Source organism: Rhodanobacter sp. Col0626 (genome assembly GCF_049994385.1).
In the GTDB taxonomy this organism is placed as follows: domain Bacteria; phylum Pseudomonadota; class Gammaproteobacteria; order Xanthomonadales; family Rhodanobacteraceae; genus Rhodanobacter.
This window is the reverse complement of sequence record NZ_CP188260.1, coordinates 2,567,201-2,587,034: the sequence shown is the minus strand read 5'-3', so window position 1 is coordinate 2,587,034 and position 19,834 is coordinate 2,567,201. Positions and strand designations below refer to the sequence as shown.

General features: G+C 64.0%; 18 protein-coding genes and 2 tRNA genes. 1 reads left to right on the top strand and 19 read right to left on the bottom strand.

Going from position 1 to position 19,834, the window contains the following annotated elements; genetic code table 11:
* Window positions 1-51 precede the first annotated feature (51 nt).
* The 5 genes from ACPPVV_RS11180 to rnd form a co-directional block, all read right to left on the bottom strand.
* Window positions 52-127 (bottom strand) — tRNA-Ala (locus ACPPVV_RS11180).
* 56 nt (window positions 128-183) lie between these two features.
* Window positions 184-2,505, bottom strand: a complete 2,322-nt coding sequence (locus tag ACPPVV_RS11175; protein ID WP_426699964.1) for a PAS domain S-box protein — start codon at window positions 2,503-2,505, stop codon at window positions 184-186.
* 235 nt (window positions 2,506-2,740) lie between these two features.
* Window positions 2,741-5,287, bottom strand: coding sequence for a DNA ligase D (ligD, locus tag ACPPVV_RS11170; RefSeq protein WP_426699963.1), 2,547 nt, complete (start codon window positions 5,285-5,287; stop codon window positions 2,741-2,743).
* Window positions 5,288-5,378: 91 nt separating this feature from the next.
* A complete protein-coding gene (locus ACPPVV_RS11165; RefSeq protein ID WP_426699962.1) occupies window positions 5,379-5,645 on the bottom strand; it encodes a hypothetical protein in 267 nt (88 codons plus the stop codon).
* 167 nt (window positions 5,646-5,812) lie between these two features.
* Window positions 5,813-6,928 carry a ribonuclease D gene (rnd, locus tag ACPPVV_RS11160; RefSeq protein WP_426699961.1) on the bottom strand — a complete coding sequence of 372 codons (1,116 nt, stop codon included), beginning with the start codon at window positions 6,926-6,928 and terminating at the stop codon, window positions 5,813-5,815.
* Between the two features lie 101 nt (window positions 6,929-7,029).
* On the opposite strand from rnd, the gene ACPPVV_RS11155 reads away from it, so the two are divergent.
* Window positions 7,030-8,967 (top strand): SUMF1/EgtB/PvdO family nonheme iron enzyme, encoded by a 1,938-nt coding sequence (locus ACPPVV_RS11155; RefSeq protein WP_426699960.1) that lies wholly within the window; start codon window positions 7,030-7,032, stop codon window positions 8,965-8,967.
* Between the two features lie 99 nt (window positions 8,968-9,066).
* Here the strand turns inward: ACPPVV_RS11155 and ACPPVV_RS11150 are convergent.
* The 14 genes from ACPPVV_RS11150 to ACPPVV_RS11085 form a co-directional block, all read right to left on the bottom strand.
* Window positions 9,067-9,152, bottom strand: a tRNA-Leu gene (locus ACPPVV_RS11150).
* A gap of 25 nt (window positions 9,153-9,177) precedes the next feature.
* On the bottom strand, window positions 9,178-9,759 hold the full coding sequence (locus ACPPVV_RS11145; RefSeq protein ID WP_426699959.1) for a cysteine dioxygenase: 582 nt from the start codon (window positions 9,757-9,759) through the stop codon (window positions 9,178-9,180).
* Window positions 9,760-9,863: 104 nt separating this feature from the next.
* Complete coding sequence (gene metX, locus ACPPVV_RS11140) at window positions 9,864-10,988, bottom strand: homoserine O-acetyltransferase MetX (protein WP_426699958.1); 1,125 nt, start codon at window positions 10,986-10,988, stop codon at window positions 9,864-9,866.
* 2 nt (window positions 10,989-10,990) lie between these two features.
* Window positions 10,991-12,058, bottom strand: a complete 1,068-nt coding sequence (locus tag ACPPVV_RS11135) for a tetratricopeptide repeat protein (protein ID WP_426699957.1) — start codon at window positions 12,056-12,058, stop codon at window positions 10,991-10,993.
* Window positions 12,055-12,483 (bottom strand): cytochrome c-type biogenesis protein, encoded by a 429-nt coding sequence (locus tag ACPPVV_RS11130; RefSeq protein WP_426699956.1) that lies wholly within the window; start codon window positions 12,481-12,483, stop codon window positions 12,055-12,057. The genes ACPPVV_RS11135 and ACPPVV_RS11130 overlap by 4 nt, the downstream gene beginning before the upstream one ends.
* A gap of 104 nt (window positions 12,484-12,587) precedes the next feature.
* On the bottom strand, window positions 12,588-13,130 hold the full coding sequence (locus tag ACPPVV_RS11125; RefSeq protein ID WP_426699955.1) for a DsbE family thiol:disulfide interchange protein: 543 nt from the start codon (window positions 13,128-13,130) through the stop codon (window positions 12,588-12,590).
* Entirely contained in the window at window positions 13,127-15,094 is a 1,968-nt protein-coding gene (locus ACPPVV_RS11120) for a heme lyase CcmF/NrfE family subunit (protein WP_426699954.1), read from the bottom strand. Before ACPPVV_RS11120 ends, ACPPVV_RS11125 begins: the two co-directional genes overlap by 4 nt.
* A complete protein-coding gene (gene ccmE, locus ACPPVV_RS11115; RefSeq protein ID WP_426699953.1) occupies window positions 15,091-15,576 on the bottom strand; it encodes a cytochrome c maturation protein CcmE in 486 nt (161 codons plus the stop codon). Before ccmE ends, ACPPVV_RS11120 begins: the two co-directional genes overlap by 4 nt.
* A 25-nt stretch (window positions 15,577-15,601) precedes the next feature.
* Window positions 15,602-15,814 carry a heme exporter protein CcmD gene (gene ccmD / locus ACPPVV_RS11110; RefSeq protein WP_426699952.1) on the bottom strand — a complete coding sequence of 71 codons (213 nt, stop codon included), beginning with the start codon at window positions 15,812-15,814 and terminating at the stop codon, window positions 15,602-15,604.
* Window positions 15,811-16,569 (bottom strand): heme ABC transporter permease, encoded by a 759-nt coding sequence (locus ACPPVV_RS11105; protein WP_426699951.1) that lies wholly within the window; start codon window positions 16,567-16,569, stop codon window positions 15,811-15,813. Before ACPPVV_RS11105 ends, ccmD begins: the two co-directional genes overlap by 4 nt.
* A gap of 10 nt (window positions 16,570-16,579) precedes the next feature.
* Window positions 16,580-17,230, bottom strand: coding sequence for a heme exporter protein CcmB (gene ccmB, locus ACPPVV_RS11100; RefSeq protein ID WP_426703222.1), 651 nt, complete (start codon window positions 17,228-17,230; stop codon window positions 16,580-16,582).
* 93 nt (window positions 17,231-17,323) lie between these two features.
* The gene (gene ccmA, locus ACPPVV_RS11095; RefSeq protein ID WP_426699950.1) at window positions 17,324-17,959 is read right to left on the bottom strand and encodes a cytochrome c biogenesis heme-transporting ATPase CcmA; all 636 of its coding nucleotides are present in this window, start codon (window positions 17,957-17,959) and stop codon (window positions 17,324-17,326) included.
* 59 nt (window positions 17,960-18,018) lie between these two features.
* Window positions 18,019-18,426 (bottom strand): DUF3293 domain-containing protein, encoded by a 408-nt coding sequence (locus ACPPVV_RS11090; RefSeq protein ID WP_426699949.1) that lies wholly within the window; start codon window positions 18,424-18,426, stop codon window positions 18,019-18,021.
* Window positions 18,419-19,822 (bottom strand): FAD-dependent oxidoreductase, encoded by a 1,404-nt coding sequence (locus ACPPVV_RS11085; RefSeq protein WP_426699948.1) that lies wholly within the window; start codon window positions 19,820-19,822, stop codon window positions 18,419-18,421. The genes ACPPVV_RS11090 and ACPPVV_RS11085 overlap by 8 nt, the downstream gene beginning before the upstream one ends.
* Between the last annotated feature and the right edge of the window lie 12 nt (window positions 19,823-19,834).

The window sequence follows — 19,834 nt, the reverse complement described above, 5'->3', positions numbered from 1 at the left end:
GACACTCATAAAAAAAGCTCCCGGAGACCGAGAGCTTTTCCGTGAATCGAGTGGTGGAGCGGATGGGGATCGAACCCACGACCTTCGCATTGCGAACGCGACGCTCTCCCAGCTGAGCTACCGCCCCACGTAAGCGGCGGATATTACCAGCGTGCCATGGGTTCGCCAAGACCCCGGGGCCGATCACGCCGTGAGCTGGGAGATCGCTTCGAAAAGCACTTCCGCGCCGTAGGGTTTGAGCAACACCTTCGTTCGTGGATCCAGAAAGGCGAGATCATCACTGAAGCGCCCCGTGGCGAACACCACAGGCAAGCCTGGCGCGGACTTCCGTAGGTTCCGCGCGAGTTCAATACCTGATGTGCCTGGAAGGCTCAGGTCCGTGACCAACAAGTCGATCTTTTGTGTTTCGTATAGATGGACAGCCGCTTCCGCCGATCCGGCGTCCACGACTGAAAATCCCCTGGATTCGAGCATGTCCTTGACGGTCGAACGAATCGACGCGTCGTCCTCGCACAACAGAATCCTCAATCGTGCGGCCCTTGCGTCACGGGAATCGCGGCCAGACTCGGAAGCTGTCCTTTTCGTTCTTGCCGAGAGTACCTCTCGCACTTTTCGGGCCAGCGCCTCCTGCGTATAGGGTTTGCTCAGCAACTCCACCCCCTCATCCAGCCGACCGCCATGGACGATGGCATTTTCGGTGTAGCCAGAGGTGAACAGCACGGCGAGGCCCGGTATGCGTTCGCGTGCTTTGGCGGCGAGTTCGGGGCTTCGCATAGGGCCCGGCATCACCACATCGGTGAACAGGAGATCCAGCTTTACGCCGCTCTGGACGACCGACAGCGCGCTGCGGGCGTCGGGCGCTTCCAGAACGCTGTATCCGAGATTGCGCAGAAGCGAAACGGCCGTGTCTCTCACGGCTTCGTCGTCCTCCACCACCAGGATCGATTCCGTGCCTCCACGCATCAGTTCCACCGTCGCGGCAGCTGGTTGCTCCTCCGTCTCCATGCTACGAGGAAGGTAGATCTTCACGGTGGTTCCCTGGCCCACCTCGCTATAGATCTTGACGTGCCCACCGGACTGTTTGACGAATCCGTAAACCATGGACAGACCAAGCCCCGTCCCATTTCCCTCCGATTTGGTGGAAAAGAAGGGCTCGAACACTTTTTCGATGAGATCGGGCGGCACGCCGCATCCGGTGTCTGTCACCGCAATGAGCACATACTGACCCGGCTTCACCTCGTGATGTATCCGGGCGTATTGGTCATCGAGAAAGGCGTTTCCGGCCTCGATCGTCAGCCTCCCTCGACCGTCCATCGCGTCACGTGCATTGATCGACAGATTCAAGATGGCGTTTTCCAGATTCATCCGGTCGATGGATAAATTCCAGAGCCCTCCACTGATCACCGTCTCGATCTCGATGCCTTCTCCCAGTGTGTGCCGCAAGAGCTCGTCCATGTCCCGGATGAGCTTGCCTGGATTCGCGATCCTGGGCGCCAGCGGCTGGCGGCGACCAAACGAAAGGAGCTGGGAGGCCAATTTGGATCCACGCGCCACGCCAGCCATGGCATTGGCGACGCGGTTCCTGGCCCGGTCATTTCCGGAGACATCCTCGCCCAGCAGCTGCAAGTTGCCGCTGATGACTTGAAGCAGGTTGTTGAAGTCGTGCGCCACACCACCGGTGAGCTGGCCGATAGCTTCCATTTTCTGCGATTGATGCAGCGCTCGCCGCATTTCTTCCAGCGCTTCCTCGGCTTGGCGGCTCTCCGTCGCGTCGCGTGTGACCTTCGCAAACCCAATCGGCTTTCCGTCGTTGTCGTCGACCCGGTCGATGACCACATGCGCCCAGAACAGCGAGCCATCCTTGCGAACCCGCCAGGCCTGGTTTTCGAACCGCCCGTGCTCCCGCGCCTGCGCGAGGCCTCTCTGTGGCTCGCCGGCTGTTCTGTCGGAATCCGTGTAGAACACGGAAAAGTGTTGGCCGATGATCTCCTCGGCGCGATAACCCTTGATGCGTTCGGCTCCTGAGTTCCAGGAGTGGACATGGCCGTCGAGGTCGAGCATGTAGATCGCATAGTCGATCACACCTTGAACCAGTCGCCTGAATTGCTCCTCGGTGAATTCGTGCGCGCTGGCAGTGGCCTGTCGATGGGATACATCGCGCGCGGTCCCTGCGTAACCCAGCAATGTCCCCGAAGCATCGCGCACCGACTGCACGGTAATGGATACGGCGATGTTCGAGCCGTCCTTGCAGCGGAGTTTCCCTTCTACCATGCGGGAATCCTCACCCCCTCGAATGGCCGACCTTGCCTCCGTCAGTTCTGCCGCCTGCTGTTCACCCGGGAACAGCGCGGAAAGCGCCATGCCCACGGCTTCCTCCGCTGAATAACCGGCCAGCAATTCGGCACCGCGATTCCAGGTTTCAATGCGGCCATCGGCGCCGACCATGTAGATGGCGACGTCTTCAAGCGACTCGACCAACAGCCTATAGCGTTCACCAACATCCATTAACTTTCCTTCGCGGGCATGAGCGCGCCAGACTGATCGTCACTTCTTTACGGTTCGAGGAATGGGAGCAAGCGGCTGAGACAAGGCTGGAACAATACTCCTTCACTCAGCTCCAGAAGGACCGTGGATATTCCTCGTCGGCAGCCCGCGATCCACGATTTCCCCATAGCCGGAATGACTCGCCCCAGGCTCGTGAGGACATTAAATCGTTCTTGCGGTGCTGAAAAGGGGCCCATCAACTACGCAGTTTCTTCATGACCTTGTCGAGGTTTTGCTTGACCGTATCGATGCCTTCCCAAGGGTCCTTCTTCAACCGTTTCAGCCGCACGGGGGTGCTTTTGATGTCGAACTGGGACCCGCTCTTCACCTTGCCCAGTTCTTCCCAGCGCAGGGGTACGGCGACGGGCGCACCCGGGCGGCCGCGCAGGGAATAGGAAGCCACGGCGGTGGCTCCGCGGCCGTTTCGGAGATAGTCCACATAGATCTTCTTGTTCCGAAGCGTTTTTGTGCTTGTGGCAACGAACTCGATCGGGTGGGCGCCTGCCAGTGCGTTTGCGAAAGCCTGTGCGAATGCCTTGACGGTGGACCAGTCCGCCGCGGGTTCAAGCGGCACGACCACATGCAGGCCCTTGCCTCCGGTGGTGCGCAGGAACGATTGGAGCTTCATGTCGCCGAGCAACGAGCGCACGAGGCGCGCGGCCGCCACAACCCGTTCCCAGGCAACGTCGGGCCCGGGGTCCAGATCGAACACCACGCGATCGGCCAGGTCCGGGTCTGAAACGTGAGATCCCCACGGATGGAATTCGATGGCGTTGTACTGCACCAACTCCATGATGGAATCGGGGCCTTCCGGATACAGGTAGACCGCGGCAGCGCCGGTTTCCTCCTTCAGTTTTGCCGAGCCCACGTGTTTCAAGCCCCCGGTGGGGATGTGCTTCTGGAAGAAGCCGGGCTTGTCGATGCCATCGGGGTAACGGATCAGCGACGTGGGCCTCCCGAGGACGCCGGGCAGAAACCAATCCATCACCGCTGCGTAATAGTCCGCGACGTCCTGCTTGGTGTAGCCATCGGCGGGGTAAACCTTGCGGTCGGGGTGCGTGATCTTGATCGCGCCCTCGGCAGCATTAGCCGTAGTCTTCGAGCGCTTGCGCGTCGCCTTTTCAGCAGCAGCCACCCGACGATCGGAGTCCCGCAGATCCTCCGGCGACTTGTCCAGGCGCATGGCTTTCAATGACGGCTGGCGCAACAGTCCTTGATTCCCGATACCTCGAAAATAAACCTCGGCCACTACCGTGGGCTTGATCCATTGCGCGCCGCGGGGCGCCTCGCCCACATGTTTGATGGTTGGTTTGGAACTGCCTTCCTTCGCAAGGGTCTTGCTGAGTTCGCGCAACATCTCGTCGGTGAAGCCGCTGCCAACGCGGCCCACGTATTCCCATTCGCCGTTCCGCGCGGGCTTGGCCAGCAACAGGGATCCAAAGCCGTTGCGGGAGCCCTTTGCCGCGGTATAACCGACCACGGCGAACTCATCGGCGTCCAACCGCTTCACTTTGAGCCAGTCGTCGCCGCGTCCTGGGTGGTAGCCCGAGCTGGCGCGTTTGCACATGATGCCTTCGAGCTTCTGTTCGGAAGCCAAGGCGAACACCCGGTCACCATGGCCAACCACATGACTGCTGTAGGAGAGTTGGTGGGGGCGATGCTTCAAAAGCACTTCGAGGATCGACTTGCGCTCGATCAACGGCGTCCGGGTCAGGTCGTATCCGTCGAGGTAGGGCACATCGAACAGCGTGTAGACCAGCGGCGAGGATTTCTCGCCGGAAAGCGTCTGCTGCAAGGCGTTGAAATCGGGCTGCCCGTCCGTCAGCGCGATCAGTTCCCCGTCCAGGTGCGCGGAGTTCAGGCCGAGCGCTTCCACCGCCTGGCGGATGTCCGGAATCTTGTCTGTCCAGAGCAGGGCGTTGCGAGACCACATCTGCACCACGCCATCGGCAATCGTGGTGAGAATCCGGTAGCCGTCCCATTTCATCTCATGCAACCAGTCGTCGCCAACGGGCGGTGACTCGCGCAACGTGGCTAGCTCCGGCTTGAAGAACGCTCCGCTCGGCTTTGATTTCCTGGCGCCGGTGGCAGCCGCGGCGAGTTTCTGCGCCCCGCCCCGGTGACGTTTGCCGGCGGGGGTCTTCCTGGCTTTTTTCGTGGCCAGTTTCTCGGCCACGTCCTTCGCGCCGCCGCTCTTGCCGGCCGCTTTTTTTGTGCTCTTGCGCATGGTCGCGTCGAGCAGGTCATCGGCTTCCACATCGCTTGCGAACCGATCCTTGTCCTTCATCAGGAACCAGACTGGCTTGGCTTCCTTGCGGCCACCGCGAATGAGATGCCATGCGCCCTTGAGCCGATCCCCGAACAGCTCGAACTTCAGGTGGCCTTTTTGCAACTGTGCCTCGGCATCTCCCTCGGTCGACCACACTCCCAGGTCGAACGTATCGACATGGCCACCGCCGTAGTGACCCTCCGGAATGTCGCCCTGGAAGGTGGCATAGGAGATCGGATGATCCTCGACCTCGACCGCCAGGCGCTTGACCGCGGGATCGTAACTTGGGCCTTTCGGACAGGCCCAGCTCTTCAATGTATCGCCGACCTGAAGCCGGAAATCGTAGTGCCGTCGAGACGCATGATGAAGCTGCACCACGAAGATCGGGCGCTGGCCTTTCGGGGCCGATCCCTCGGTGGATGGCTCCGGAGTCTTGTCGAATTGACGCTTCTTTTTATAGAGATCGAGCGCCACGGCTACCTGGTTTTATCATCGGTCATGAGGTTGCTCGGTTTGAAGCGTCCAGCTTCCACTAAACGCGTGAAAGTGGCGCCAATCCAACCGATCAACGTGTCTCTGTGTCCCGATCCGACTGTTTTTCAACTTCCTCGTCGCCCTTTCGCTCTTTCTTGTCGCGGTCGGTCTGGCCTGGACGGTCCTGTTCAGTCACAGGGTTTTCATTTCGGTCGCCGTCGCCCCGCTTGTCCGTGTCCTCGTTGCCCGTGGTTCTGGTGGTCGGCCTGTGTTGCGCGGACATGGCACGATGCGGCATCAATGCGTGGTGGGCGCTGGCCAGAAACAACTCGACGTTCTGTCCTTGCGATGAAGCCAAGAAGCTGTCAAAGCCAGGCCGCCGCGCCGTAGTGTCATAGCGCCGCGACTGGGATCCCATCGGGCTTGGGTGGTTTGAAGGGTCTGCGCTCGCAAGGCGAACGCAACCCTCTCCCGCTGAGCTTATGAACAGCGGGGCATGGATCGCCAGGATTCTGCGGCGAGATTTCAGCCGGGCAGCAGGGCGCTGAGGCGATCGTGCAGCACGCCGTGGCGCCAGCCTTCGAGGAAGTCGGGCCATTCGGCGGTGACCACGTATTCCTCCAGCACCTTGCGCGGGCAAAGGAGGCCGGGCGGCAGGTCGAGTTCACCGGCCAGCGTGTCGACGAGCTGTTTCATGTTGGCGAGGGCTTTTTTTGCCTCGCCTTGCGGGTGAGCGGGGATGCTTGCGGTGGCGGCGATTTCCTCGGCGCCGACTTCCGCTGCGAGCAGTTCGAACAGTTCACTGCGCTGTGCAGCGCGTAATGCGCGCTGGCCGCGGCTGCGCTGGTCGAGTTCGCCGGCGCTGGCAGGGGGCTGTTGCGCCAGGCTCAGCGCCAGAGTGTCGTCGAGCAGCCATGGGCGCGGTACGTCGAGGCGGCGCGCACTGCGATCGCGCCATTGCAACAAGCGCCGGAGCAAGGCCTGTTGCGCGATCGGCCACTCGGCGGCACCACGCATGCTGCGTTGGGGTTGCGGGTCGCCACCACGCTGGCTGGCGCGGCGCTTGAGGCGCTCGCAGTCCTCGGCATGCCAGGCGCTGCGTTCGCGCTGCTGCAGCCGTTCGGCCAGTTGTTCGTGGATGGTTTTCAGATACACCACGTCGAGGGCGGCGTAACTGCATTGCGAGGCGGTGAGCGGACGTTGCAGCCAGTCCGAGCGGGTCTCGCCCTTGTCCAGTTCCACACCGGTGAGCTCGGCGACCAGCGCGCGGTAACTGACGCCCAGGCCCATGCCGGCGAAGGCAGCGGCGATCTGGGTGTCGAACAGGATGTGCGGGCCGTCCGGCAGTAGCGGCGCGAGGGTTTCCAGATCCTCACTGGCGCTATGCATGATGGTGATCGCCGGGCCGGTGCCGAGTAGCGGTTGCAGGGCATCGCCGATGTCGAACGCGAGCGGATCGATCAGCGCATAGCGGCCGTTCCAACCCAGCTGCAGCAGTGCCAGCTGCGGGTAGAACGTGTTGCGACGCATGAATTCGGTATCCAGGCCGACCGCAGCGTCGGCGGGTAAGCCTGCCAGCCACGCCTGCAGTGCGTCGCGATGATCGATCCATTCAGCGGCAGCGGTTTCGGGCAACGACATCGGTACTCCTTGTGAAAATGCAGGGTGTGGATTGCCCTGTTGGCACTTTGTGCCTATGGTTGGCAGAGCACGATAACAGGCCGCACCAAGGACGCCCATCTATGCCGAGCAATGCAACCCTGCGCCGTCAGCGCACTCTTGGCGGAGCGCTCGGCGTGATCGTGCTGGGGTTTGCACTGGCGTATCACTTTTTCCCGCGCCTGTTTCATGTCGATCCGACCCAGGCACCACGCCGCTCGATGTCGATGGGAACCCCGGCGCCCGGCAGCCAGTTGCAGCCGGAACGGGCTTCTGCAATCGCCGAAATCAACGCGGGACCGCCGTTGATGCTGGCGCCGGCCGCGGTGATTGCCGCGCGCAGCAGCAAGGATGCAAAACTGCCCGAACAACTCAGCGCCGATCCGCCCGCGGTGCGGGCAATGCTGGAGCGTGCGGCCAAGGCCATGCATGCCGGTCAGCTGGCCGGTGACGAAAACAGTGCTGCGGCATTGTTTGCGCAAGCGCTCAAGGACAAGCCGGACAGCCGTCGCGCGACCCAGGGACTGTTCGACGTGCGCGCGCGGCTGGTGGCGGAGATCGACCAGGACATCGCGGTGGGTGACGTCGATGCCGCCGAGGATCTGCTCGATGCCTTGCGCACGCTGCCCAATGCCGACGAGGAGGTGGCGCAGTTGGAGGCTAGCCTGAAGATCCTGGCGAAAGTCAGGCCGATGCTGGCCAAGGCGGCGGGCCTGTTGCAGCAGGGCAAGGCCGACCAACCGTCAGGCGAGAGCGCGCTGGATCTGTATCGCGAGGTGCAGCAGCTCGATCCGCAGAACGCGGTAGCCGAGCAGGGCATCTTCCAGGTGCAGCGCGCCGTGCTCGACCGCGCGCTGGCTGCGGTGGCGCAGAACGACTTTGCGGGTGCGGACAAGGAGTTGGCAGCCGCCCAGGCGATCCGTCCCGGCTCGCAGCAGATGCTCGATGTGCACAAGCGCGTGGACGACATGCGCGAACAACGCGCCAATGGCGTGTTGACGCAGGCACATTCGGCGCTGGATGCCGGCAATCCCGGGTTGGCGATGAAGCTGGCGGCGCAAGCCCGTGCGATCGATCCGAGGCTGGCAACGCTGGCCGCGTTTGACGAACAGCTGACCAATGCGCGGCTGTACGCGAGCTACAAACCGGGCCAGATGTTCGCTGACCGTTACGTCGACCTGCCAGGCAAGACGCCGGCGATGGTGGTGATTCCCACGGGCAGTTTCCAGATGGGAGCGCCCGCCAGCGAGGAGGATCACATCGACACCGAACTGCCGCAGCATCTGGTCACCATAAGCAAGGGTTTTGCGGTCGCGCGCACGGCGGTGACAGTGGGCGAATTCCGTGAGTTCGTACGTGCCAGCGGTTATGTACCGGACTCGGTCAAGCTGGGCGGGGCCAGCGTCTATGACGAACGCGCCGGCACGTTGCGCGACGATGCGGACGCTACCTGGCAAGACGATTACGCCGGCCATAAAGCCGACGACAAGCTGCCGGTCGTCAACGTTTCATGGAACGACGCCAAGGCCTACGCCGACTGGCTCAGCCAGCGCACCGGCAAGACTTACCGGCTGCCGAGCGAGGCGGAATTCGAATATGCCCTGCGTGGCGGCACCCACACCCGTTACTGGTGGGGCGACGCCATGCCAACCCGTTCGGTGGAGAACCTCACCGGCTCAGGCGATCGTTCGCGTAGCGGCCGGCGCTGGAGCCATGCCTTTCGCAACTACCACGACGGTTACTGGGGGCCGGCGCCGGTGATGAGCTTTGCTGCCAATCCGTTTGGCCTGTACGACATCAACGGCAACGTATCGGAATGGACTCAGGACTGCTGGCACGACAATTACATCCGTGCGCCGAACGACGGTGACGCCTGGATCAATCCCGGCTGCAGCGCGCACGTCGTGCGCGGCGGATCCTGGGGCAGCTCGCCGGATCAGGTGAACTCGGCCTATCGCCAGGGTGCCAATGGCGACGTACGCAGTGGACGCGTCGGTTTCCGGGTGGTGCGCGAGCTCTAGCCGCACGTCGGCGCCGGTCGTCCCGTCGATCTGACAAAAAACAAAAAGCCCGCGGCTGGCGGGCTTTTTGTCTTGCGATTCCGGCTGGAACCGCCTGATTGGTACCGGTGAGAGGACTCGAACCTCCACTGTGTCACCACAAGCGGATTTTGAGTCCGCCGCGTCTACCATTCCGCCACACCGGCATGTGAGCTGCGCATTATGCCGGGTTCAGTGCACGCGGTCGAGACCCAGCTGGCGCACGTCGCGACCGTACCAGCGATCCTCCGGCAATGGCTGGAACACCGCACAGCGGGTCATCGGGCCGGAATAGATATGCAGGCTGACGGTGACCGAGTTGTCGCTGGGGTTGCGGATGCTGTGGTATTCGTGCGGCGGGATCAGGCTGCCGGCCGAACCGGTACCCGCCTGAATCGAGCCGACGGGCTGGAAGCAGTAGCGTTGAGCATCGTGTTCGACCAGTTCGTACTGGACGATCTCCAGGGCGCCGTTCCACACGCCCTCGACGCACCACATGCCGTCATGGTCATGAATCGGCGTGCCTTGGCCTGGCCCCCAGGTCATCGCCACCACGCAGTAGCCGTGTTCGTCGCTGCGGTACAGCTCGCGGCGGGCGTAGTGTTCGGCGTTGGCCTCGAACACGCAGTCGGGCAACGTCACCTCGTTGTTGCGGATCAGCCGGCACAGGCTGTTGCGCAAGTTGTCGGTGAGTTCATGGGTGGTCGGCTTGGCCACGGCGGCATCGATCGCGTCGATCAGGGTGCGGCTGCCGGGAAAATCCAGGGTAAGCATGGTGGTCTCGGGTAATGCGTGATGCGGGCTATCTTACCAGTGTGGGGTTAAGGCTCTCATGACTGCCGAATCCCAAGGCCGCCATGACGGCGCCCTGGAAACGTTCAGCTGGCGGCCAACCGCGTCAGGAAACCGCCGATGGCACGGCTGTAATTGTCGATGTCGACCAGGAACGCGTCGTGGCCCTGCGGCGAGTCCAGCGCCACGAATTCCACCCTCGCCCCGGCCGCTTCGAGCCCTTCGGCGATCTGTTCCTGCTGTTGTAGCGGAAACAGGATGTCGGTGCTGACGCCGATCACCATCGCCAGTTCGATGCGGATGCGTTTGAGTCCTTCCAGCACGCTGCCGTGGCCGTATTCGGCGATGTCGAACCAGTCGCTGGCGCGCGACAGGTACAGGTAGCTGTTGGGATCGAAGTTGCGCACGAAGCGCTGGGCATGACCTTCGAGGTAGGACTCGACCTGGAACTCGCGACCGAACGGCTCGTCCTCGCGCTGCTCCGGGTCGAGCCGGATGCGCGCAAAGCGGCCATTCCATTCCATCGCGGAACGATAGGTGATCACGCCGAGCTTGCGCGCGATGCTCATGCCCATGTCGGGATAGCTGCCGCCTGTTTCGGCATGGATGTCGTAGCGGCCTTCGTTCCACTGCGGGTCGAGCCGGATCGCTTCGCGCTGAAGCGAGCGGATGGCGATGGCGAATGGCTGCGCCTGCGGTGCGGTGTCCACGCTGATGTGCGCGCGCACGCTGTCCGGATGCAGCAGCATGTAGGCCAGCGCACTCATGCCGCCCATCGAGCAGCCGATCAGGCAGGCCAGTCGGTCGATGCCCAGGCTGCTGACGACGGCGTACGCGGCGTTGGCCACGTCCTCCAATGCCAGGTCGGGGAACGCCAGGCGGTACGGCTCGCCGGTGGCCGGGTCGATCGAGGCAGGGCAGGTCGAGCCTTTGTCGCTGCCCAGCGAGTTCACGCAAATCACGAACCAGCGCGAGGTGTCGATGGCCTGGCCGGGGCCCGCCATGTCCTGCCACCAACCCGGCGTGGGATCCTCCGCGCAGGCGGTCATGTGCGCGCTCGGCGACAACCCGGTCAACACCAGCACGGCGTTGTCCCGCGCGGTATTCAGCTTGCCCCAGGTTTCATACGCAACGTGCGCGCCGTGCAACTCGCCGCCGCGCTTCATCGGAAATGGCGAGGGCAACGGAAAGTAGCGGCGTGCGTCGCCCATCGTCAATGCACCTTGTCGATGCTGATCTTGACCGGCGTCGTGCGGTCCACCTCAACCACGCCAGCGTCGCCTTCGAGGTCGCCGGTCTGGGCGATCGGCTGGCCGCTGTGGCTGATCCGGGCGCCGACGAAGACGCGCTGGACCGACGACAACTTCAGACTGGGCATCATCGCCATGCCGTCGGTCAGCGTGACGCTGACCGGCAACTTGCCGGCCTCCAGCCTGGCGACGGCCAACGGCATCGGCGGGCCGTTCTCGGCGCGGGCGTAGACAAATAGCGTATCGCCAGCGCCCAGCCTGTCCTTCAATGCGGGAGCCAATGCCACCTGTACCTGCAGCGAAGCGCCTTGCGTTGCGGGGGCGGCAGGGACGGCGCCAGCCGATCCACTTGATTCACCTGCGGGTGCACCGCCCGCGCGGGCATCGGCCACGGCGATCTGTTCGGCGACCGCCTTGGCCACGGTCGAGCCAGGTTCCAGTTGCGGCTGCAGCAGCCGCCAGGTGGCGGCGGCGTCCTGGTAGGCGCCATGCTGGAAATCGCTGATACCAAGCAGCCACAGGCCGCGTTGGCTATCGGGATGCAACTGCACCGCACGTTTCAGCAAGTCGGCGGCGCGGCCTTCGATCAGGTGATCGTCGCGCAACATCGAATCGGATTCGGCCCAGCCCACCATCGCCTCGGCGTTGTTGGCGTCGAGCTTCAGCACGTGATCGTAGGCATCGCGCGCATCGGCACTCTGATGCAGCATGATGCTGGACTGCGCCAGCAGCATCCAGCCCTGCTGGTCGTCTGGGTGCTGGGTCAGGTGCGCGCGCAATTCGACAAGTGCCTGTTGCATGCTGATCGGCGCGCGTGCCTCGGCGGATACGCCATTGAGCGCGGCGGGCGTACCCACCAGCAGGTACAGCGCGCCGGTGCCCAGCGGCAGCGCAAAGGCGATGGCCAGGGTCAGCGCAAACACGCTGCGCGAATGGCCGGATTGGCGACCCTGACGCACCAGCGGAAGCAACAACGCGGCCAGCGCCACAGCGATCATCACTGCAGCGGCGATGAAAAAAGCGATCTTCACCAGTCGTCCCCGTTGTCGGTCGGCGTGTTGTCGGTCAGTGCCCCGGCGGAGCCGCTGCGCTGACGTTTGCGGATCGCAGTGACCACCACGCCGGCACCGCCGAGCAGGATCAGCAGCGGGCCGAACCAGAGCAGCCAGGTGCCGGATGTCAGCGGCGGGTCGTACAGCACGAAATCGGAGTAGCGGGCGACCAGGTACTGCTTGATCTCGTCGTCACTCTTGCCCTGCTGCATCATCTGGAAAATCTGGTTGCGCAGGTCGCGCGCGATCGGCGCATTGGAATCGGCCAGCGTTTCGTTCTGGCACATCGGGCAACGCAGTTGATGGGTGAGGTGCTGGAAGCGTAATTCCTGGGCGTGGCTGACGAACGGCATCGGCTCGATCGCCTGCGCGTGCGCGAAGCTGGCGCACACCAGTAGGGCCATGAAGATCACCCGTAGGAGCCCGCTTGCGGGCGATGCCTTTGCCTTGAAAGCCATCACGACGGGAGTATCGCCCGCGAGCGGACTCCTACGAGGGCTGAGGCGCATCATGGTGCCTCCTTCAGCATCGCGGCAATGGCCGGCTTCAGTTCCTTCGCCACCACATCGGGCGTCAGCGGCCCGATGTGCTTGTATCGGATCACGCCTTTCGCGTCGATCAGGAAACTTTCCGGCGCGCCGTATACGCCGAAGTCGATCGCGGTACGGCCGGGCTCGTCGGCGATCAGCAGGTTGTACGGATTGCCATGTTGAGCCAACCAGTTCTTCGCGTCCGCTGGCGCATCCTTGTAGTTGTAGCCGACCAGCTGCACGCCCAGGCTTGGGCCTTCGGCAGCCAGCACCGGATGCTCCACGCCGCATTCGATGCACCAGCTGGCGAACACGTTGAGCAGATAGGGTTTGCCCAGCAGGTCGGCCTTGCCAACCATCTGCGTGGGCTCGTACAACTTCGGCAGGTTGAACGCGGGCGCCGGCTTGTTCAGCAGCGGCGACGGGATCGCGTTCTGGTCGTGTTGCGTGTTCCACCAGATGCCAAAGCCGAACAGCACCACCAGCAACATGAAACCGATGAACGGAATCAAACGGTTCATGCGTGGCCTTCCTGCACCACCAGCTCATCCCGGACTGCCGCGGCATGCTTGATGCGGAAGCGCTTGTCGGCAGCGCAGGTGAAACCACCCAGCATCATCAACAGGCCACCACCCCAGATCCAGCGGATGAACGGCTTGTAATACAGGCGCAGTGCCCAAGCGCCCTCGACATTGTTCGTATCCATCGGCTCGCCCAACGCGACGTAGAGATCGCGGGTGAAACCAGCGTCCACGGCGGATTCCGTCTGTACCTGACCGCGCAGGTAGGTGCGTTTCTGCGGGTGCATCACGGTCAGCTCCCTGCCATGGTGGGTGACCGTGACCACGCCCTGGTCGGCACGCCAGTTGGGGCCGGTTGCGCGATGCACGCCATCGAAGCGGAAATCGTAGCTGCCGATGTGCTGGGTCTCGCCCGGGGCCATTCGTACATCGCGCGTGACGCTGAGCGACTCGGACAGCAGCACGCCAGCCACGAAAACGCCCACGCCCAGGTGCGCCAGCAGCATTCCGGCCATCTCGGCCGGATAGCGACGGCCACGTGGCACTTCGCGCCAGCGCTTGGCCGCGTACAGCAGGACACCGCCGGTAAGCCACACCAGCGAAGCCACGCCGGCGATCGCCTTGGGCTGGCCGTCGACGAAGAACGCCGCCACGATGGCGCAGGCGGCAGCGGCGATGCCGGCGCGCAGCAAGACCTGTTTCAACGCCGGCGTTTCACCCTTGCCCCAGCGCAGGAACGGTCCAAACGGCAGCAACAGCACCACCGGCAACATCAACAGCGGGAACAGGAAGCCGAAATAGGGTGGGCCGACGGAGATCCGTCCGAGGTTCAACGCATCGCCGATCAGCGGGAACAGCGTGCCCAGCAGCACCATGGCCGCGGCCACGGCAAACATCAGGTTGCCGATCAACAGCACCGTCTCGCGCGAGATCACCTTGAAGGGCTTGCCGCCGAGCACTTTCGGTGCGCGCAATGCATACAGCAGCAGCGAGCCGCCGACCACGATGGTCAGGAAAGCCAGGATGAACACGCCGCGGCGCGGATCGGACGCAAACGCGTGCACCGAGGTGAGCACACCCGAGCGCACCAGGAAGGTACCCAGCAGGGAGAGGGAAAACGCAAAGATCGACAGCAGGATCGTCCACGCGCGCAGCGAGCCGCGTTTCTCGGTGACCGCCTGTGCATGGATCAGCGCCAGCCCGACCAGCCACGGCATGAAGCTGGCGTTCTCCACCGGATCCCAGAACCACCAGCCGCCCCAGCCCAGCTCGGCATAAGCCCACCAGCTGCCGGCCACGATACCGAGGGTAAGGAAGGCCCAGGCGACATTGGTCCATGGGCGTGCCCAGCGCACCCACGCCTGCTCCAGTTCGCCACCGAGCAGGCCGGCGATCGCAAAGGCAAATGCCACCGAAAAGCCGACGTAACCGGTGTAGAGCACCGGCGGGTGGAAGGTCATGCCCGGGTCCTGCAGCACCGGGTTCAGATCGGCGCCGTCACCGGGCATCGGCAACAGCCGGCCGAACGGATTGGAGGTGAAGATGATGAAGGCAAGGAAGCCCACCGCGATCAACCCCATTACCGCCAGCACGCGCGAGGCGAATACCTCGGGCAGCTTCTGGCTGAAGGCGGCCAGTGCCACCGTCCACACATTGAGGATGAAGATCCACAGCAGCAACGAACCTTCATGCGCGCCCCATACGGCAGCGATGCGGTAGTACCACGGCAGCTCCAGATTCGAGTTGTCGGCCACGTATTGCACCGAGAAATCGAAATGCAGGAATGCCCACACCAGAATGCCGAACGCCATCGCCACGAACACCGCCTGGCCGGCAGCGGCAGGCCGCGCCACGGCCATCAGCGCGCGATTGCCACGCCACGCGCCGATCAACGGCAGGACGCCCTGCGCCAACGCCAGCAACAGGGCAAGAATCAGCGCGAGCTGGCCAAGTTCGGGGGTCATGGCCTGGGGTTTCCTGGCATGTTGTCCTGCGCCGCAGCGGCTTCTTCGACCTTCTTGCCTTCGTGCGCCTTCGCCATGGCGTCCTTCAGTTCTTTCGGCATGTAGGTCTCGTCATGCTTGGCCAGCACTTCGGTGGCGACGAAGTGGGCATTGTCCATGTGTCCCGTGGCGATCACCGACTGATTGTCGCGGAACAGGTCAGGCAGGATGCCGGTGTATTCGACCGGCATCGTGCCGCCGGCGTCGACCACGGTGAAGGTGACCTTGAGCGAATCGCTGGCGCGCTGGATCGAGCCGGCCTTGACCATGCCGCCCAGCCGGAAGGTCTTGTAACTGACCGCTTCGCCCGACTGCACCTGGCTCGGCGTGAGCAGGTAGTTCATGTTGTTCTGCAGGGCCAGCACGACCAGTACCGTCGCGATGGACGCAGCGACGAGGATCGACACCACGATGGTGAGCCGGCGTTTGCGGGTGGGATTCATGGGCATGATGGCTGAGCCGCCCCGGTCACGGGGATGGTGGGGTTAGAAGGGTCTTGCCGGCACGCTGCTGGCGGGCGTTCTGACGCGCCAGCCGACTACGAAGTTCGGCCAGCACGCGCCGGCGGCGCAGCCGTGGCGCGAGAGTGTCTGCGATCAGCACGATGAAGAACACCGCATAGGCCGGCCACACATAGGCGGCATATCCACCCATGGCGAAGAACGTCTGCAGGGAGTTCATCGGCCGGCCTCGCTTTCGGCGATCTTGCGCACCCAGTCCTTGCCGCCCTCCAGCGCCAGCAAATCCGTGCGTACGCGACGGAACAGGCTGGCGATGTAGTAGAACTTCGTTGCCAGCATCATCGTCAGCAGCGGCCACAGCATGTCCCAGGACATCTTGGAGTGACCGAACACGTTGATCGTGCTGCCTTGGTGCAAGGTGTTCCACCAGTTCACCGAGAAGTGAACGATGGGCACGTTGATGATGCCGATGATGGCCAGGAACGCAGCAGCGCGCGCACCCTGGCGGCGATCCTCGAACGCGTGGTACAGCCCGATCACACCGAGGAAAAGGAACAGCAGCACCAGCTCGGACGTAAGCCGCGCATCCCAGGTCCACCAGGTGCCCCACATCGGCTTGCCCCACAGCGAACCGGTCACCAGGGTGATGAAGGTGAACGCCGCGCCGATCGGCGCCGACTCCATCGCCACCACCTCGGCCAGCTTGATCCGCCATACCAGTGCGATGAACGAGGCTACGCCCATCACGGCGTAGATGAACATGCTCATCTCCGCGCTCGGCACGTGGATGAAGATGATCCGGTAGGCATCGCCCTGCTGATAGTCCGCTGGCGCAAGCACCAGGCCGCCGTAGAGCGCGATCGCGCCGAGCAGCAGCGCCAAGGTCATCGCCCAGGGTTGCAGCGCGCCGGCGAAGCGGTAGAACGTCGGCGGCGAGCCGAGCTTGTGCAACCAGAGCGGGATCCAGTTAGCCATAGGTGGGGTGTCAGGCGTCCAGGGCAATTCGAAGGGCGGCGGCGCAGGCCAGTGGCGCCAACACCATGGCCAGCACCAGCGCGGCGGCGAGCCAGCTGATCGGTGCGAGCCACGGCAGGCCCTGTTGGGCGGCCGCCACCGCACCGGCGGCAAAGATCACTGCCGGCACGCACAAAGGCAGCAACATCAAGGCAAGCAGCATACCAGAGCGCCGGGTGCCGGCCGTCAGCGCGACCAGCACGGCGCCGAGCAGGCTGAGCAGCGGGGTGGCCAGCAACAATGCCAGCAGCAGCACCGGAATCACGGTGCCGGGCAGGTGCAGCATGGCGGCCATCAACGGCGCGATCACGATCAGCGGCAGCGCGGTGGTGATCCAGTGGGCGAGGATCTTCATGCCCAGCATCAGCGCCAGTGGTTGCGGCGCCAGCACCAGTTGTTCCAGCGAGCCGTCTTCGATATCGCTGGAGAACATCGCATCCAGCGCCAGCAACATCGCCAGCAGCACGGTGACCAGCACCACCCCGCCGGCAATCCGCTGCAGCAGCGTGTCCTCCGGGCCCAGCGCGAATGGAAACAGCATGGTCACGATCAGCGCGTACAGCACCGGCATCGCGATATCGCCACGTCGGCGCCAGGCCAGCGTAAGGTCACGCCGCAGCATGGCGACGCAGGCGGTGGCGAGGCGGGGAGGGCTCACAGCTCTGCTCCCTCCCTTGCAGGCAGGGGGAGGCGTGCATGCATGAAGCAGGCGTTCCTATTCATGCATGCGGATCCGTCGTGGCTCGCCGCCATGAAAACTCACCGTGCCGTGGCTGGTGACCATCGCCGCGCCGCCTGCGTCGGTGTGTTGTTCCAGCAACTCGTTCACCAGCGCGATGCCGGTGCGGTCGAGGTTTGCGTACGGCTCGTCGAGCAGCCACAAGGTGGCCGGCAAGAGCAACAGCCTGGCCAGCGCAGCACGTTTTTTCTGGCCGGCGGACAGGCGGCGCACGGGTTCGTCCTCGTAGCCGTACAAACCGATCGCCGTCAACACCGAGTCCACGCTGGCGCCTTCGCGACAGCCGTGCAGGCCAGCGGCGATGTGCAGGTTCTCGCGTGGACTGAGATCAGCCTTGAGACCCAGCTGGTGACCGAGGAACAGGATCTCTCCGGCGCAGTCGTCACGCTGCAGCGGTTCACCGCGCCAGCGCAATTCACCTGCGCCGAGGTGCAGCAGGCCGGCCAGCATGCGCAGCAAGGTGGTCTTGCCGCTGCCGTTATCGCCCTCGACCAAGGCCAGTTCGCCCGCGCGCAGCTGGAAATCCATCGGTGCGAACACCGGTTCGTCCTGGCGACAAAAACTCAAGGCCCGCGCTTCGAGCAGGGGCATGACGGGGGCGGCGGCGGTCATCCGGTGGATTGTCCGCAATGCCGATGGCGCTTGTCCATGCGGCGTGCTGCCGCTGCGCTTCAGTCGAGCAGGCGCAAATGGGCGATGCCACCAGCCTGGCCATGCACATACGCCAGCTGTGCATGTTCCTTGGCCAGACTGTCCAGCGCAGCGACGTCCGCTCCGATCGCAAACAGGCTGGGCTCGATCCAGCCCGTGCTGCCGACACCGATGGCGGGATAGACCGTGACGTCGGGCTGGTTTCGCAGGGCGGCCAGCAGCTCGTGTTGCGCGGCCAGATTTTCCGTGGGAGGACGCCTGCGTGCCTGCGGATTCCAGGCCGTGATGAATGCCCATGGGCGTGCCCCGACTACGGATACAAGCTCGGCAGGCAGCGGCAGATCGATGCGGATCGTCGCCCAGGTCACCGTGTCCAGGTTCACGTGGTAGGTGGTGGCGTGGAATGCTTCAAGCAGAAACTCATCCATGGCGCAGTACCGGCAGGGGAGGAAGGCTGGACTCGAACAGGCGTGCCGCTTCGTCGAGGTCGATATCCGCGACGCGCGGAGCATCGCGCAGCAACTGCTCCAGCAAGGCGTCCTGCGCGCGTCCACGTTCCAGTGCATAGGCGTATGGCACATGGGTGAACGTGACCAGGCGGTAGCGCGCCATGTAGTGCTGTGGAATGCGGGTGGCGAGCAGGGCGCCCAGTTCGCGCTTGGCCAGGTAGTGCGGGTCGGCGACCGAGTCGCGCATCTCCACGTAGTTTTCCAGCGCCATCGCGGCGATCGCGTCGGCGTTCGGTTGGCGCACGCGCTGGAATTCGGCGAACACTTCGGCGCTGTCGTTCGGCGCGGCAGCCAGAAGGTTCGCCAGCACCACGGTGTCCTCGAAGCCGCAGTTCATGCCCTGACCGTGGAACGGCACAATCGCATGGGCCGCATCGCCGATCAGCAGCGCGCGACCGTCCAGGTGCCAGCGGTCCAGGTACAGCGTGGAGAGGGTTCCGACCGGGTTGCTGTCGAAGTCCTCGGCAAACCGCGGAATCAATGACAGCAGGCCCGGAAACTGTCCGCTGAAAAAGGCGGCGGCCGCGGCGGCGTCGGGCAGGGTGGCAAAGCTCGGCGCGGCGCCTTGCGCGGGCAGGAACAAGGTGACGGTGAAGCTGCCTTCGGTATTCGGCAGCGCGATGCACATGTAGCCACCGCGTGGCCAGATATGCAGCGCATGCGGCTCCAGCGCGAACTGGTCGTGGCCGCCGCTGAGCTGCTGCACGGCGGCCGGCAGTTCGCTGGCCGGCGGAATTTCCAGCTCCTTGTAGCCATGGCCGAGCGATTCGATCCGCTCGCCCAGCGGCGTGTGCGCATTCATCGCCGCACGCACGGCCGAGCCCGCGCCATCAGCGCCGATCAACATACCAACCGACAGCTCGCGCTCCACACCGGAGGGGTCGGCCATGCGGATGCGCTGGGTATCGAAATCGGCGCTGACCAGCGACTGGCCGAAATGGAACCGCACGCCGGCGGCTTCGGCCGCGTCCAGCAGCAACATGTTCAATGCGCCGCGCGAGACCGACCAGATCACCTCGCTGTCGTCCACGCCGTAACGTTGCAGCGCGCTATTGCCGTCGCGGTCGTGCACCATGCGTCCGCGCATCATCACTGCCCGCTGCAGCACATCCTCGGCCAGCCCCGCGCTGCGCAACGCCTGCAAGCCACGCTCGGCGAGCGCCAGATTGATCGAGCGGCCACCAAGGAAGCCGGCAAGCCGAGGATCGGGACGTTTCTCGAATACCTCGACGGCGAAGCCGCGCTGCGCCAGTTGCTGCGCCAGCAGTGCGCCGACCAGGCCGCCGCCGATAAGGGTGATGGTTTGCTGCGCCATGCTGCGGTCCGT

Excerpts from the sequence above, each read along its gene's own strand:
- ACPPVV_RS11155 (WP_426699960.1), top strand. The coding sequence starts at position 7,030 with ATGCCGAGCAATGCAACCCTGCGCCGTCAGCGCACTCTTGGCGGAGCG.
- metX (WP_426699958.1), bottom strand. The coding sequence starts at position 10,988 with ATGGGCGACGCACGCCGCTACTTTCCGTTGCCCTCGCCATTTCCGATG.
- ccmD (WP_426699952.1), bottom strand. The coding sequence starts at position 15,814 with ATGAACTCCCTGCAGACGTTCTTCGCCATGGGTGGATATGCCGCCTAT.
- ACPPVV_RS11125 (WP_426699955.1), bottom strand. The coding sequence starts at position 13,130 with ATGAACCGTTTGATTCCGTTCATCGGTTTCATGTTGCTGGTGGTGCTG.
- ACPPVV_RS11175 (WP_426699964.1), bottom strand. The coding sequence starts at position 2,505 with ATGGATGTTGGTGAACGCTATAGGCTGTTGGTCGAGTCGCTTGAAGAC.
- ACPPVV_RS11085 (WP_426699948.1), bottom strand. The coding sequence starts at position 19,822 with ATGGCGCAGCAAACCATCACCCTTATCGGCGGCGGCCTGGTCGGCGCA.
- ccmB (WP_426703222.1), bottom strand. The coding sequence starts at position 17,230 with ATGCTGCGGCGTGACCTTACGCTGGCCTGGCGCCGACGTGGCGATATC.
- ccmA (WP_426699950.1), bottom strand. The coding sequence starts at position 17,959 with ATGACCGCCGCCGCCCCCGTCATGCCCCTGCTCGAAGCGCGGGCCTTG.
- ACPPVV_RS11105 (WP_426699951.1), bottom strand. The coding sequence starts at position 16,569 with ATGGCTAACTGGATCCCGCTCTGGTTGCACAAGCTCGGCTCGCCGCCG.
- ACPPVV_RS11090 (WP_426699949.1), bottom strand. The coding sequence starts at position 18,426 with ATGGATGAGTTTCTGCTTGAAGCATTCCACGCCACCACCTACCACGTG.
- ACPPVV_RS11130 (WP_426699956.1), bottom strand. The coding sequence starts at position 12,483 with ATGGCCCTACTGGTGTGCGCCAGCTTCGCGCACGCGCAGGCGATCGAG.
- rnd (WP_426699961.1), bottom strand. The coding sequence starts at position 6,928 with ATGTCGTTGCCCGAAACCGCTGCCGCTGAATGGATCGATCATCGCGAC.
- ACPPVV_RS11120 (WP_426699954.1), bottom strand. The coding sequence starts at position 15,094 with ATGACCCCCGAACTTGGCCAGCTCGCGCTGATTCTTGCCCTGTTGCTG.
- ccmE (WP_426699953.1), bottom strand. The coding sequence starts at position 15,576 with ATGAATCCCACCCGCAAACGCCGGCTCACCATCGTGGTGTCGATCCTC.
- ACPPVV_RS11145 (WP_426699959.1), bottom strand. The coding sequence starts at position 9,759 with ATGCTTACCCTGGATTTTCCCGGCAGCCGCACCCTGATCGACGCGATC.